This window comes from Chryseobacterium gregarium DSM 19109 (assembly GCF_000430845.1).
GTDB classification, from domain to species: Bacteria; Bacteroidota; Bacteroidia; order Flavobacteriales; family Weeksellaceae; genus Chryseobacterium; species Chryseobacterium gregarium.
Genome location: NZ_AUMU01000003.1, coordinates 128,497 through 143,232, shown reverse-complemented (window position 1 = coordinate 143,232; position 14,736 = coordinate 128,497). Strand labels below are relative to the sequence as shown.

Annotated in this window: 11 protein-coding genes; 10 read left to right on the top strand and 1 reads right to left on the bottom strand. The window is 45.2% G+C overall.

The genetic code is table 11. The features are described 5' to 3' along the window. The first annotated feature begins 33 nt into the window (after positions 1–33). The 9 genes from H561_RS0105700 (at position 34) to H561_RS0105660 (ending at position 8,207) form a co-directional block, all read left to right on the top strand. Positions 34–768: a sulfite exporter TauE/SafE family protein gene (locus H561_RS0105700; RefSeq protein WP_027386136.1), complete on the top strand. Its 735-nt coding sequence runs from the start codon at positions 34–36 to the stop codon at positions 766–768. Between the two features lie 3 nt (positions 769–771). After that, entirely contained in the window at positions 772–1,269 is a 498-nt protein-coding gene (locus H561_RS0105695) for a molybdopterin-binding protein (protein ID WP_027386135.1), read from the top strand. 1 nt (position 1,270) lies between these two features. Then, positions 1,271–1,498 (top strand): MoaD/ThiS family protein, encoded by a 228-nt coding sequence (locus tag H561_RS0105690; RefSeq protein WP_027386134.1) that lies wholly within the window; start codon positions 1,271–1,273, stop codon positions 1,496–1,498. A gap of 1 nt (position 1,499) precedes the next feature. Next, positions 1,500–2,627 carry a molybdopterin-synthase adenylyltransferase MoeB gene (moeB, locus tag H561_RS0105685; protein ID WP_027386133.1) on the top strand — a complete coding sequence of 376 codons (1,128 nt, stop codon included), beginning with the start codon at positions 1,500–1,502 and terminating at the stop codon, positions 2,625–2,627. Next, positions 2,611–3,051 carry a molybdenum cofactor biosynthesis protein MoaE gene (locus H561_RS0105680; RefSeq protein WP_027386132.1) on the top strand — a complete coding sequence of 147 codons (441 nt, stop codon included), beginning with the start codon at positions 2,611–2,613 and terminating at the stop codon, positions 3,049–3,051. The genes moeB and H561_RS0105680 overlap by 17 nt, the downstream gene beginning before the upstream one ends. Positions 3,052–3,057: 6 nt before the next feature. Continuing rightward, entirely contained in the window at positions 3,058–3,963 is a 906-nt protein-coding gene (gene moaCB, locus H561_RS0105675; RefSeq protein ID WP_027386131.1) for a bifunctional molybdenum cofactor biosynthesis protein MoaC/MoaB, read from the top strand. A gap of 480 nt (positions 3,964–4,443) precedes the next feature. Further along, entirely contained in the window at positions 4,444–4,923 is a 480-nt protein-coding gene (locus H561_RS0105670) for a (2Fe-2S)-binding protein (protein ID WP_034761469.1), read from the top strand. Continuing rightward, positions 4,920–5,939 carry an FAD binding domain-containing protein gene (locus H561_RS0105665; protein ID WP_027386129.1) on the top strand — a complete coding sequence of 340 codons (1,020 nt, stop codon included), beginning with the start codon at positions 4,920–4,922 and terminating at the stop codon, positions 5,937–5,939. Before H561_RS0105670 ends, H561_RS0105665 begins: the two co-directional genes overlap by 4 nt. Positions 5,940–5,969: 30 nt before the next feature. Beyond that, complete coding sequence (locus H561_RS0105660) at positions 5,970–8,207, top strand: xanthine dehydrogenase family protein molybdopterin-binding subunit (protein ID WP_027386128.1); 2,238 nt, start codon at positions 5,970–5,972, stop codon at positions 8,205–8,207. Between the two features lie 53 nt (positions 8,208–8,260). Here the strand turns inward: H561_RS0105660 and H561_RS0105655 are convergent, their stop codons facing one another. Beyond that, entirely contained in the window at positions 8,261–9,397 is a 1,137-nt protein-coding gene (locus tag H561_RS0105655) for a cysteine desulfurase family protein (RefSeq protein ID WP_027386127.1), read from the bottom strand. A 473-nt stretch (positions 9,398–9,870) separates the two neighbouring features. Here H561_RS0105655 and H561_RS0105650 point away from each other — a divergent pair, with 473 nt between their 5' ends. Further along, a complete protein-coding gene (locus H561_RS0105650; RefSeq protein WP_027386126.1) occupies positions 9,871–14,553 on the top strand; it encodes a DUF3320 domain-containing protein in 4,683 nt (1,560 codons plus the stop codon). Positions 14,554–14,736 lie beyond the last annotated feature (183 nt).

Genomic DNA, 14,736 nt, shown 5'->3' with positions numbered 1-14,736 from the left:
TTATTTTGATTGCATTAAAAAATAAAGAAATTAATGAGTATAGAATTATTTTATGGCATTCTGTTCGCCGTTGCGTTTTTTTATGCTGCGGTAGGCCATGGAGGGGCGAGCGGATATCTTGCGTTAATGGCCCTTTATGGGGTGGCCCCCGAGGAAATGAAACCGACGGCTTTGGTGCTGAACCTTTTTGTGTCGCTCACTTCCTTTATCCAATACTACCGCGGCGGATATTTTATCAGGAAACTTTTTATTCCTATTGCAGCGGCATCCGTTCCGCTGGCATTTATAGGTGGGATGATTACCGTGGAAGAAAATATTTACAAAAGGATCCTGGGTATACTGCTGCTGTTCCCGATTATCCGGTTTTTCTTTTTCAGGAATGCGGAAGACCATGAACTTAAAGAACAGAATATGGCGGTGGCCGTAATCACCGGCGGGATTGTCGGCTTATTATCCGGAATGATTGGTATCGGAGGCGGCATCATTCTTTCCCCCATCCTGCTTCTGCTTAAATGGACCAACCAGAAACAGACCGCTGCCATAAGTGCGGCATTTATATTTGTAAATTCTCTTTCCGGGCTGGGAGGGATGCTTACCCAGGGGATTCATTTTACCGATAATATGATGATGTATGTAATAGTAGCCTTTACGGGCGGATTATTGGGTGCTTATTTCGGATCGAAAAAATTCAATCAGAATGTTTTAAAATACGTACTGGCAACAGTATTGCTCATGGCTTCCTACAAACTTTTACTGACAAAAGCGTAATTCATGAAATACATTGTAACAATTCTGCTGTTCCTGACGGCAACTATAAAAGCACAGCATGCTTCATCCCTGCAGATCAAAGGAGATATTGCGCAGCCTGTCACCGTTTCTTTTACAGATTTAAATAAATATACCGTCCATGAAATCAAAAGCCTGGATATCCTGAATCATAAAATGGAATTTAAAAAGACACTGAAAAACCTCAAAGGGGTATGGCTTAAAGATCTTTTAAGTCAGGTAAAATTCAATGTTTCATCTCCGAAAGAGCTCAGCACATTTTATTTGGTCTGCGTAGCGGATGACGGATATAAAGTGGTGTATTCCTGGAATGAACTGTTTAATTCAACAGCAGGGAAAAATGCCATGGTTGTAACGGAATCTGACGGCGTTTCCGCTTTGAAAAAAGAAGACGGGATCAGTCTCGTTACTCCCAGTGATCAGGCAACAGGGCGGAGATATGTTAAAAATATTTCTGAGATCATAATTCATAAGGCAGATTAATATGGAAATAAGGATTATTACATTCGGGCGGATCGCTGAAATTACCGGTAAGGAACTGACGCTTACCGCATCTGATACGGACACTTTAAAACAACAGCTGGCCGGGCAGTTTCCCCAGCTTTCCGGTATGAAATATGCCGTAGCAGTCAACAAAAAAATGACGGAAGGAAATACGGAACTGAATACTCATGATACAGTGGCCCTCATGCCTCCCTATTCCGGCGGATAATATGAAACAAAACAATGAAAGATATGCCCGGCATTACGCACTGGCCGGTTTCGGAATAGAAGGGCAGGAAAAACTCCTGAACGCCAGAGTGCTGGTCATCGGTGCCGGCGGACTGGGATGTCCGGTCCTGCAGTATCTTGCCGCGGCGGGCGTAGGAACCATTGGTATTGCAGACCATGACCGGGTTGCTTTAAGCAATCTTCAGCGGCAGACTTTGTTCACCACTGAAGATGTGGGCAGTTTGAAAGCCATACAGGCAGCTGAAAGTCTCAGAAAGCTGAATCCGGAAATTACCATTGAAGCGTATACCGATGAGGTTACTGCAAAAAATGCCTGGGAATTAATAGAAGGATACGATATTATAGCTGACTGTACGGATAATTTTGCCTCAAGATACCTGATCAGTGATGCCTGTTTCCTCCTGCAGAAGCCCCTGGTTTTCGGAGCGGTATTTCAGTATGAAGGCCAGGTAGCGGTATTTAATAGTGAAGTCAATGAAGAAGATAGGATCAGTTACCGTGATCTCTTTCCAGAACCGCCGGCTTCTGATGAAGTCCTGGATTGCAACGAGGCCGGTGTGCTGGGGGTACTGCCCGGAATGATCGGGACCTTGCAGGCTAATGAAGTCATCAAGCTGATTACAGGCATCGGCGAAGTGCTGACAGGCCGCCTTCTCACTTTTAATATGCTGACCTATGAAAATCTGACTATAGATCTTACCAAGAGAAGCAGTACTTTAAATCTTATTCCTGAAGACAGGCACCATTTTGAAAAAACTGATTACCGCTGGCTTTGCGGATTGCCTTCTTCTGATATTGAAGAAATTGAGGCTGATGATTTTCTGGAGGCCGTATTACAGCCTGATATTATTGCCTTGGATGTCCGGGAAAGGGATGAACTTCCTGAAGCCGGTTTTCCTCACCTCCGGGTTCCTTTATCTCAAATAAAGATTGAAGTGCCGGACATTGATCTTAAAGCGCAGAAAATCATCTTGTTCTGTCAAAGCGGAAAGCGGAGCCTGAAGGCAGCAGAATTATTGATCGCAGCCTATGGAACCGCTATAAAGATCAGCCATCTGAAAGGCGGAATAACAGCATTACAAAACAAAGAACATGAAAAAAGATTTTAAAAATATATTTGTTCAGGGGGCCATATATCCTGTATTTATCTCGGAAAGTATTGCTAAACACTCTGCCAAGAAAAACATCGGAGCGCACAGTATTTTCCTGGGCCAGATCCGGGAAGATGTCGTGAAAGGCAAAACAGTTCAGGCCATTGAATACACAGCCTATGAGGAAATGGCCCTTGAAAAGATGCATGAAATAAGAGAAGAGGTCTTTGCGAAATATGACCTTACCTGCATGCACATCCATCACAGCCTGGGTACCATAAAAACAGGGGAGATCTGCCTGTTTGTTTTTACTTCATCAAAGCACAGGAAAGCCGCTATGGAAAGCTGTGATGAAGTAGTGGAAAGGATAAAGAAAGACCTTCCGGTCTGGGGAAGAGAAGTATTTGAAGACGATTCCCATCAATGGAAAATCAATAATTGAAATAACATGGTAGATATCACACATAAATCATCCACTTTACGCAAAGCGGTGGCTACGGCTACAGTAAAGACTTCATCGATAGCCACCATCGAGACTATACAGCAGCGGAAAGTCCCGAAAGGAGATATTTTTGAATTTTCAAGGGTCGCTGCATTGTTTGCCGTTAAAAAAACCAGTGATGTAATCCCGGACTGCCATCCGCTTCCGGTGGAATATACTTCCGTTACCTATGCAATTCAAGGCTTATCTGTGGTTATTTCAGTGGAGGTGCACACCGTTTATAAAACCGGCGTGGAAGTGGAAGCCATGCACGGTGCTTCCGTAGCGGCTCTGGTCATGTATGATATGCTGAAACCGATTGACAAGCAGGTGGAAATACAAAACATCAAGCTTCTGAAAAAAACAGGAGGGAAATCAGACCGTAAATATCCTGCGGAAGGTATTAAAGCTGCTGTTGTGGTCTGTTCAGACAGTATTCATCAGGGAAAAAATGAAGACCGCTCAGGAAAGGTCATCCTTGCAAAATTAGAGGAATCAGGATGCAGAGATATTGAATATACGGTAGTGCCTGATGAGTTTGACATCATTCAGAATACGCTTGCGGAATACAAAGATCAAAACATGGACCTGGTGATCTTTACCGGCGGTACCGGAGCTTCAGCAAGAGACGTTACCCCGGATGCCGTATCACCGATGATCGACCGTCCTATGCCCGGAATTATGGAAACCGCCCGGAACTATGGACAGGAGCGCATCAAAACTTCCATGCTGTCGAGAAGTGTAGCCGGTTTCAGCGGACAAACCTTAGTACTTACTTTCCCCGGTTCGGTAAAAGGGGCAGAAGAATACATGCAGGCCTTATTTCCACAGGTACTTCACGTATTTGAGCTTAAAGATAAATACAGGCATTGATTTTATTAAATCTTCCTAAAATAAAATTCTATTTGATGAATCCTGTCAGAGTTTAAAACTTTGACAGGGTTTTTCTGTTAATAAGCTTTCCAATAGAAAAATCTTCATAAACACCATAATTTTCGGGAATAGAATAAAATCGGTTCTCTTCTTTTCGTTCTGTCAAATCTTTGATTTGGAGTTAAATTTAATTATTTAAGAATTTGATTAAGCTTATTAAGAATTCAGGCTGTTTAAGATAAGTGAACTGCTGTATTTCAAAGTTAAATTAAGTTGGATAAATCCCTGTTATCATTGTGTTTAATTAATACTATTCCCTGATTGAGGTTATTCGAATTTAAACGGATTTCTTATATCAAATAATAAACTGGCCTTATTCACGATAATAATCACCTGTTTATAATGTACCACAGTTTGCCGCATCATTGGATTACGGTTCTTTTTTTGCATAGATTTTTACAACACCAAATTAAATACAATATGCCTGATCAGAATAACCAATCCATCAAGCTTAGGGTAAACGGACAAGACCATGAGCTTGAGCTCAGACCCTGGGTATCTTTACTGGATGCGCTTCGGCACACCATGCATCTTACCGGAACCAAAAAAGGCTGTGACCACGGGCAATGTGGGGCATGTACCGTTCTGGTAGACGGAAAAAGGGTCTTAAGCTGTCTCACGCTCGCCGTTATGAAAGACGGCGCAGAAATTACCACCATAGAAGGAATAGGGACTGAAGATAACTTGCATCCTGTACAGAAGGCTTTTATTGAACATGATGCTTTCCAGTGCGGCTACTGTACACCGGGCCAGATCTGCAGTGCGGTAGGGCTTCTCAGCGAAGGGAAAGCAAACAGCCGTGAGGAAGTGCAGGATCTGATGAGCGGGAACCTTTGCCGCTGCGGTGCCAACAGAGGAATTATTAATGCCATTATGGCGGTAAAACAGGATATGCAATGAACAATTTTTCTTACATCAAAGCGACAAACCTCGATCATGCCGTTTCATTGCTGAGCGAAAATAATGATTATAAAGCCTTGGCCGGCGGTACCAATATCATTGACCTGATGAAATACTTTGTTACCGAAGCCGATACCCTGGTAGACATTAACAGGATCTCCGGCCTCAATGACATTACCGATACCGAAGATGGAGGCGTTATGCTCGGTGCCCTGATGACCAATGCAGAGACTGCCTATCATCCTGTAATAGAAAACCGGTACCCATTGCTTTCAAAAGCAATCCTGGCAGGTGCTTCGGCGCAGATCCGGAATATGGCGACCAACGGCGGAAACCTGATGCAGCGGACCCGATGCTATTATTTCTACGATCCTGCCGTTCCCTGCAATAAGAGGGAACCGGGAACCGGATGCTCAGCCACTAAAGGATATAACCGTATTCACGCCATTCTCGGGCATAATGAAAACTGTATTGCTGTTTTCCCTTCCGATATGTGTGTAGGTTTAGCGGCTCTGGATGCAAAAGTTCATATTTCAGGACCACAGGGGGAACGCGTACTGCCGTTTGCCGATTTTCACAGGCTCCCAGGAGATACCCCGCATCTGGATAATAACCTGCAGGCCGGAGAAATCATTACAGGGCTCGAACTCCCGGAACAGGGCTTTTCTGAATATTATTCTTATTTAAAACTCAGGGACAGAAATTCCTATGCCTTTGCGCTGGTTTCAGTAGCAGCCGGATTTGATATCGAAGACGGACTGATCAAAGAAGCCAGGATCGCTTTGGGCGGCGTTGCCCATAAGCCATGGCGCAGTGCGGAGGCGGAAGATTACCTTAAAGGCAAAGCACCGTCAGAAGAACACTTCGCTGAAGCAGCAGAGATCATGCTGAACGGAGCCCAAGGCTTTGAAAACAACCATTTTAAAATCACTTTGGCCAAAAGAGCTATTGTCCGGAACAGCATTATGGCATTGAACCCGGAATCGCAGAGACCGGGCGCAAAACCGTCCTTATAATCCGAAACAATACCAATCAAAACAGAAAATATGAACAATATACCCTCTATAGGAACTCCGCAAAGCCGCCTGGAAGGCCCTCTGAAAGTGACCGGAAGTGCCAAGTATGCCGGTGATTATCATGCAGATGATCTTTTATACGGCTATGTGGTCAACAGTACCGTAACCAAAGGTAAGATTAAATCGATTAATACGGAAGAAGCTAAAAAGCTTGAAGGCGTTGTTGAGGTTTTTACCCATGACAACAGGCCTTCAACAGCCTGGTTTGACCTTCAGTACGCTGATATGGACGCACCGCCGGGATTGGTTTTTAAACCGTTGAAAGATAATGAGATCCGGTATAACGGACAGCCGATTGCACTGGTGGTGGCCGATACATTTGAAATGGCACGCCTGGCAGCAAAGAAGCTTCATATTGAATACGAGGAAGAAGAATTTGAAACTGACCTTACGGCCAACCTTAAGAAATCCCGTGACCCTAAAAAAGGACTGGCTTCATTATTGAAACCGCCGCCTCCGCCTCCGAAAGGCGACTTTGAAAAAGCCTATAAAAATTCATTCATCAAAACAGACAGTACCTTCAGCCACGGGACAGAGCATCATAACCCGATGGAACTGTTTGCTTCCACGGTTATTTATGAAGGCAAAGAGAAATTGAAGATTTATGACAAAACACAGGGTACCATTAACTCCCAGATGTATGTGGCGAATGTGTTCGGACTGAAAATGAAAAATGTACAGATCATCTCTCCGTTCGTGGGGGGAGGATTCGGATCCGGACTGCGGCCTCAGCATCAGCTTTTTATGGCGGTGATGGCTTCCCTGCAGCTGAAAAGAAATGTAAGGGTAACACTGGACAGGGCTCAGATGTATATGATCGGGCACCGTCCTCCTACTTTGCAGCATACGAAATTCGGGGCTGATGAAAACGGAAAAGTGAATGCCATCTTCCACGAGGCAACAGGGGAAACTTCCCGGTTTGAAGATTATGTGGAAATTGTTGTCAACTGGGCCAATATGCTGTATCCGGCAGAACATACCTTATTAGAGCATAAGATTGTACCGTTGGATGTCTATAGTCCGCTGGATATGAGGGCACCCGGAGGAAGTACCGGAATGCATGCGATTGAGGTGACCATGGACGAGATTGCCTATCAGTTGAATATTGATCCTGTTGAGCTCAGGATGATCAATTATTCTGAAATTGATTACAGCAGCGAAAAAGAATATTCCAGCAAGGAACTCAGGGAATGTTACCTGCGCGGAGCAAGTCAGTTCGGTTGGGATCAGAGAAATCCTGTTCCCAGAAGCATGAAGCGTGGAAACAAGCTGGTAGGCTACGGAATGGCCACCGGAATGTGGGATGCCAACAGGCTGTTAGGACGTGCCGAAGCCATTATGAATACAGACGGCAAAGTGGAGATTAAAAGCGCCGTTACTGATATCGGGACAGGCACCTTTACCATTATGATCCAGATTGCAGCTGATGAACTCGGACTGCCTTTGGAAGATGTTACTTTTTCCTATGCTGACAGTGCCCTACCGTTTGCCCCGATTCAGGGAGGATCTTTCACTACGGCAACTGTAGGACCGGCAGTTCAGGCAGCGTGTCAGGCTTTAAATAAGAAATTATATAAAAAAGCAAAATCCCTGAAAGATTCTGTATTAGCAGATACCAAACTGAAAGAAGTAATTTTTAAAGGAGGATACATCATCCATAAAGAAAATCCGGAAATAAAGATCAGTTACAAGGAAATCATGGAAGCCAATGATGGGAAAGCAATCAAAACTACCAACTCAGCCATGCCCAATCCACTGACCTACGGTAAAAAAGCCCGTGCGGTTCACAGTGCGGTATTTGTGGAAGTTGAGGTGGATGAGCAGCTTGGGGTAATCGAAGTTAAAAGAGCACTGACTGCGGTAGCCGCCGGAAAGATCATCAATCCCAAAACTGCCGAGAGCCAGCTGTTGGGCGGAATGATCTGGGGAATCAGCAAGGCACTTCATGAAGAAACCATCCTGGATCACCGTCTGGGTAAATACATGAATGATGACCTGGCAGAATACCATATCCCGGTGCATGCCGATATCCATGACCTGCAGGTACTTTTCGTTGAGGAAAATGATAAGTTCGTCAATGACCTGGGTGTAAAAGGCGTAGGGGAAATCGGTGGAGTGGGAATGCCGCCGGCCATTACCAATGCAGTTTACCATGCTACGGGAAAAAGGATTTATGATCTTCCCATCCATTTTGATAAGCTTCTTTAAGAAATATCAGAAAGCTGTACATAACAATACCATTATACAGCAGTTCCGGGAATTTATCGGAGCTGCTGTATTAATTTATGCATCCTGCTCACCGTATAATCAATCTGTTCTCTGGTGTTGAACTTGCCCAGGCTGAAACGGATGGAGCTTAAGGCTTCTTCGTCAGATAATCCCATTGCTTTTAATACGTGAGAGGGTTTTGCGGTAACCGAAGAACAGGCAGACCCATTGGAAACCGAAATATGCTGCAGGGAGATGATCAGCTGTTCTGAAAGCACCCCCGGAAAACAGAGGTTGGCAGTCGTATGGATTCTGTGCTCTGATGAACCGTTAACAAAAGTTCCTTCGATTTTTAACAGTTCATGTTCCAGATGATCGCGAAGATTTTTTATCTGAAGGTAATCCTGCTGCATATGACGTGCGGCAATCTCACAGGCTTTTCCGAACCCGATGATGCCCGGAACATTCAGGGTGCCGCTTCTCCGGTTGTTCTGCTGCCCGCCGCCTGTAATCTGTGGCTGAAGATAAGATTTTAACTTTTTGGAAACATACAGGGTACCTATGCCTTTAGGACCGTAAAGTTTATGGGCCGAAAAAGGCATCAGGTCAATCCCCAGATCATGGACGTCAACCGGTATTTTTCCTACGGCCTGCGTAGCATCACAGAGAAGGAAGGCTCCTTTCGCATGAATTATTTCACTGATTTTTTTTATGTCCTGAACCGTGCCGGTTTCATTGTTGACCAGCATTACATTGACCATTAAGGTATTTTCAGATAAGGCAGCATCCAGGGCATCCAGATCAACCCGCCCGTCTTTTCCGACCTGAAGAAACGTATGGGTATAATTTCCGTTTTCTGTATAATGTTCTACCGTATCCAGTACGGCTTTATGCTCCGTACTTACCGTTACAAAATGATTCCTTGTCGCATTTGAGACTCCCCGGATGGCCAGGTTGATGGCTTCAGTGGCCCCGGAAGTAAAAATCAGTTCTTCAGGCCTGCACCCGATCAGATCTGAGACCTGCCAGATTGCATTGTCTACATATTCATTAACGATAAGCCCTGCCAGATGGCTGCTTCCGGCATTTTCATAGTATTCCGTAAAAAAAGGGAGCATCGCCTGCAGCACCCGGTCATCCAGACGGGTAGTGGCATTATTGTCAAGGTAAATCTTTTCAGCAGAATTCATTGCGTAATGGGAGTTGTATAGTAAATATCTCCCTAAAATACAAAAAGATTCCTGAAATCCCTCTTCTAATGGTATAGCCGATTAATATATTTTACAAACTTTTTTATACGATGACTTCTGGCACTCTCGTGATGGATATTTGCAGTATCAAATAGATGTATGGATGATAGTTATCCAAATTAGAGCGACGAAAAATAGAGTCTGTTCAAATTCTAGGATCGAAACTTTATAAAGACCTTTAAAGCTTATTTTTACTGTTTTTCAGATTCAGCAGATCTAAATAAATGACATTAAAATCTGCGTGATCACCATAATCTGCGTGAAATTATTTATAAAATGAATCTAAACAGTTTCTTAGGAGAAAAAGATGCGACATGTAAAACAAAAAATAGTTTTACTGCATACTTTCTTATACCATTCCGTTTCAATATTTACCATTTTTTTTCTACATTAGGAGTCCGATAATCACAATTATGAAAGACCTTATACTTCCCAAGCTGGAAGCTGCAAGAAAAGAGCTGCTGGATCTTGGGATGCGCAATACCTTATTAAATTACAAAATTCCGAAAGCCCGCGGGCTGCATATCGTACAGGAACAGTCACGTTCCATTTACCAGATCCTGGTAAAGCAGAATAAGGCCATGACCTTTCTGGGAAGGGCCGGAAAAGATGACGAAGAAGAGCTTTTCGAGCTTCCGCCGCTTTCAGATGCCGAACTGCAGGATGCCTATAACGATACCCGGCTGCAGACGAATGAATCCGAGAAGAAGCTTCAGACAAAAATCCTTAATACCTATTATGCCGCAAGAACAAGCATTGAAGAACAAGGGGTAAATACATTATTCCTGTCGCTGGGCATGCTCAACTGGTTTGAAAAAGGCAATACCGAAGAAGTAAGACAGGCTCCTTTGGTACTGGTTCCTGTCGCTTTGGAGCGTTCCAGTGCCAGCGAAAGGTTCAGGCTGCGCTATACCGGCGGAGAAATAGGAGCAAACTTATCGCTTCAGGCCAAGATGATGGCAGATTTTAATCTGACCGTTCCCGATCTTCCTGAAGAAGAGGATCTGGACCTGACCGCTTATTTCAATGAAATCCAGCAGCATATAAGCCATCTCGAGAACTGGAAAGTAGACCCTGATGCCATTGAATTGGGATTCTTTTCCTTCGGTAAATTTATGATCTACCATGATCTTGACAGCACCGGATGGCCGGACAGCAAAAAGCCTTTCGATCATCCGATCCTGCAGTCTTTATTCGGCAGCGGTTTCAATGAGCCACAGCCCACTTTCGGAGAAGAGCACAAACTTGATGAAGAAACCGATGCGGATCAGCTGTTACAGGTAGTGGATGCCGACAGCTCGCAGGTGATTGCCATGCTGGCCGTTCATGAAGGCCGGAACATGGTGATCCAGGGGCCGCCGGGGACCGGGAAATCCCAGACCATTACCAACCTGATCGCCAATGCCGTAGGAAATGGTAAAAAAGTGCTGTTCGTCGCAGAAAAGATGGCGGCACTTGAAGTGGTAAAAAGAAGGCTGGACAGTATTAATCTTGGAGAAGCCTGCCTTGAACTTCACAGCCACAAGGCCAATAAACGTGAACTGCATTCGGAACTTAAGCGTATCCTGGAACTCGGCAAACCTACGGTTGCTCATCTTGAAGAAGAAGTGCGCTTGCTGGAGCCGCTTATTCAGGAGCTGAATGCTTATGTTACTGAAGTTAACCGGCCGGTTGGAAAAAGCGGACTCTCGGCCCACGAAGTGATGGGCATCCTGCTAAAGATCAGCAAGGAAAACGAAGGGTATAAATTCCCCAAAATCAATATTGATGATTTGCCATCCCTGGATTCGAGGCAGGTTCAGGATTTTGAACTGATGGCCGGGCAGATCGAGGCAAGGCTTAATAAAATCGGACAGCCTGAAAAACTGGCCTTTTACGGAAGCAGCTTAACCCTCTTCCTGCCTAAGGATGAAGAACTCGCTAAAGAACTTCTGCTGAACTCCGTCAGTCTGACTGAAAGCTTCAGTGATGCATCAAAAGCCCTTGCCGAACTGATGGGATTCCAGGCACCCGCAGATCTCGCAGAAGCTAAAAAGCTGCTGGCCACGGCAGAGTGGGTGGCAAAAAACCCGGGTACAGCTGCCATGGCCGTTACTGATGCTGCATGGCTGAACCATCAGAAAGACATTACCGATATCCTGGAAACCGGCAACCGGCTGAATGAGCTTCACCGTAAATATGATTCGGCTTTTATCCCTGAAGCCTGGGACCAGGACGTACTGGAGGTCAGGCAGCCTATCATGGCTCATGGCAGCAAATGGTATAAATTCATCATCGGCGATTATAAGCGAAGTGTTAAAAAGCTGGCTGCATTGCTCAATACAGCCGTACCTGATGATACGCAGGGGAAACTGGATCTGGTAAATACTTTGATGGAGGGAAAAAGGCTGGCTTCCGCCTTGGAGTCCGGCGATGCCCTGGCGAGCAGGCTGTTCGGGGTACGGTGGCAGAAACAAAAATCCGACTGGGATGCCCTCCGGAAAGCAACGGATTATTTAAATAGCCTGCATACACATATCCAACAGGGACATGTAAAGCAGGAGGTTTTGCAGTTTATTGAAAAGAATAGTGATGCAAATGCTTTAACTTCTTATAAAGGCCGTTTAGGAAACTTGATTAATGAACAGAAAAAAGCCTTTGATGCCTTATTCAAACATCTGGACTTCGATGGAAATGGCATTGAGAACTTTAAGCTGTCCGCACAGGTTTCTGTCCTGAATCAATGGGTTCAGCAGCTGCCGGAAATCCATAAAACCGTTTTATGGAATGTTTTAAAAGAAGATGTCATAAAACAGGGAGCGGGGTTTCTTATAAAAACTGTTGAGAACTGGCCGGATGCCGCCATACATCTAAAGACGGCCCTGCAGAAAACCTGGTATGATTATCTTCTTGAGCAGGCCATGCTTAACAGCCCCGAACTGAGGAAGTTTGAACGTTCTACCCATGAGGAGACCATTGCGAGATTCAGGAAAACCGATGTGCTGAAACAATATTACAACAGGGCGAAAGTAGCATTGAAACATTGGGAAGGCGTCCCGAAACAGGACGGCGGAGGCCAGATTAATATCCTGAAAAGCGAATTTAACAGGAAAGCCAGGCATATGCCGATTCGGAAACTTATACAGGAAGCCGGGACGGCTATTCAGGCTATAAAACCGGTGATGATGATGAGCCCGATGTCCATTGCCGGATTTTTGCCGCCGGAAAGTATAGATTTCGATCTGGTGATTTTTGATGAGGCAAGCCAGGTAAGGCCCGTCGATGCCCTGGGTGCCATATTAAGAGGAAAACAGGTGGTCGTGGTAGGCGATACCAAGCAGATGCCTCCGACAAGTTTTTTCGATAAGCTGAATACCGATACCGAAGACGAGGAAAACGTGACTGCCGATATGCAGAGCATCCTGGGAATGTGTGATGCACAGGGAGCCCCGCAATGGATGCTGCGCTGGCATTACCGCAGCAGGCATGAGTCCCTGATCAGCCTTTCCAACCAGGAATTTTATGAAAACAGGCTGGTTATATTCCCGAGTCCCGGATCTAAACACCGGATGGGACTGGCATTTAACCACCTGCCGGATACTTTTTACGATAAGGGGAAGTCGAGAACCAATCCCGGAGAGGCTGAAAAAGTGGCGGATGCCGTTATAGAACATGCTGTTAAAAATCCTAAGTTAAGCCTTGGGGTCGTGGCGTTCAGTACAGCGCAGATGCAGGCGATACAGAATGCGATAGAATTAAGACGGAGGAAAAACCCGGACGTTGAAAATTATTTCAGGGCCCATGCCGATGAACCTTTTTTTGTTAAAAACCTTGAAAATGTGCAGGGGGATGAAAGAGATGTAATATTGATCAGCATAGGGTATGGCAGGACTGAAGACGGAAAGGTACCGATGAGCTTCGGACCGCTTAACAACGAAGGGGGAGAGCGAAGGCTGAATGTACTGATCACAAGGGCGAAAAGCCGTTGTGAAGTGTTTACTAACATTACGGCAGCCGATATGTCGGTAGGGCCGAATGCCAGATTCGGGATCAGGGCATTGAAAAGCTTTCTGTATTTTGCCCAGCACGGGAAGTTTGAAAGTGACAGGGACGAACTGCCTTATCAGCCGAAGCCGTTTGAAGGCATTATCGCGGATGCCCTCAGAAATGCCGGCTATACCGTGCGTGAAAAAGTAGGATCTGCCGGGTTTTATATTGATCTGGCTATTGCAGACCCTGACAATCCGGGAAGATATCTTCTGGGAATCAGCTGTGACTGTACATCTTACCAGGCTGCCCAGTCGGCCCGGGACAGGGACAGGCTGAGAAATACCGTCCTGGAAGGGATGGGGTGGAACCTGATGCATGTCTGGAGCCTAGACTGGTTCCGTGATCCGGCGGGGGAATTGAAACTGATTACGGAGGCTGTGGAAAACGCCAAGGCGCAGGCAGAGCATAACGACACCGTGGAAGAGGAGGCCATGGAAGAACTTAAGAACATCATCCGCGAAGAGCCTCCGGAAGAAATATCTGTTGTATATCCTTTGTATGAAATGGCGGTGCTGCCTCCGGAAGTGGCCGCGCAGGAGCTGCACCTGTATCCTGTAGGAAGGCTGTGTGCCTGGATTCATCAGGTGGTAATGACGGAAAGCCCTGTGCATTTTGAAGAAATGGCCAGAAGGATTGCCGATGCCAACGGGATTTCTAAAATAGGCAGCAGGATCCGTACGGCGGTGACCCATGCTACGGATTATGCGGTGGCGAACGGTCTTATAACCAGAAAAGGCGACTTTTTATGGCATCCGCAAAAAGAACTGCTGACCATCAGGGATAGGAGCATGCTTTCTTCAGGTTCAAGGAAAATAGCATTGATAGCGCCGGAAGAAATCAGTCTTGCCGTTACCAAAGTGGTTGCCGATTCGGTGGCTATACAGGCCGACCATGCCGTTCCGCTTGTGGCCCGGCTTCTGGGCTTTTCACGGGTGACGGAAGATATTAAAAAATATATTCTTGAAACAGTGGAATACAGTATAGAAAACGGAAACATATTTCAGGACGGCCTGTTTTTAAAAATTAAAGAAGCGATGTCACCATCTGCATCAGGAGCAGGCAATTAATATAAATACCTTTAGCTGAAATCAGCCAAAATGCATTTCCTTAAAGCCGGGTTAAACTTCAGTATTGAAATTTTATAAAAACTTTTAAAGCTTATTTTTACATTCGTCAGATTTAGACCAAGATAAAAATCTGCAAGGTTACCATAATCTGTGATAATATATTTTTTGAAATAAATTAAACCG

Bases quoted from the DNA above. Each gene is read 5' to 3' on its own strand.
- H561_RS0105655 (WP_027386127.1), bottom strand. From the start codon at position 9,397: ATGAATTCTGCTGAAAAGATTTACCTTGACAATAATGCCACTACCCGT.
- H561_RS0105665 (WP_027386129.1), top strand. From the start codon at position 4,920: ATGAACAATTTTTCTTACATCAAAGCGACAAACCTCGATCATGCCGTT.
- H561_RS0105680 (WP_027386132.1), top strand. From the start codon at position 2,611: ATGAAAAAAGATTTTAAAAATATATTTGTTCAGGGGGCCATATATCCT.
- moaCB (WP_027386131.1), top strand. From the start codon at position 3,058: ATGGTAGATATCACACATAAATCATCCACTTTACGCAAAGCGGTGGCT.
- H561_RS0105650 (WP_027386126.1), top strand. From the start codon at position 9,871: ATGAAAGACCTTATACTTCCCAAGCTGGAAGCTGCAAGAAAAGAGCTG.
- H561_RS0105690 (WP_027386134.1), top strand. From the start codon at position 1,271: ATGGAAATAAGGATTATTACATTCGGGCGGATCGCTGAAATTACCGGT.
- H561_RS0105700 (WP_027386136.1), top strand. From the start codon at position 34: ATGAGTATAGAATTATTTTATGGCATTCTGTTCGCCGTTGCGTTTTTT.
- H561_RS0105670 (WP_034761469.1), top strand. From the start codon at position 4,444: ATGCCTGATCAGAATAACCAATCCATCAAGCTTAGGGTAAACGGACAA.
- H561_RS0105660 (WP_027386128.1), top strand. From the start codon at position 5,970: ATGAACAATATACCCTCTATAGGAACTCCGCAAAGCCGCCTGGAAGGC.
- H561_RS0105695 (WP_027386135.1), top strand. From the start codon at position 772: ATGAAATACATTGTAACAATTCTGCTGTTCCTGACGGCAACTATAAAA.
- moeB (WP_027386133.1), top strand. From the start codon at position 1,500: ATGAAACAAAACAATGAAAGATATGCCCGGCATTACGCACTGGCCGGT.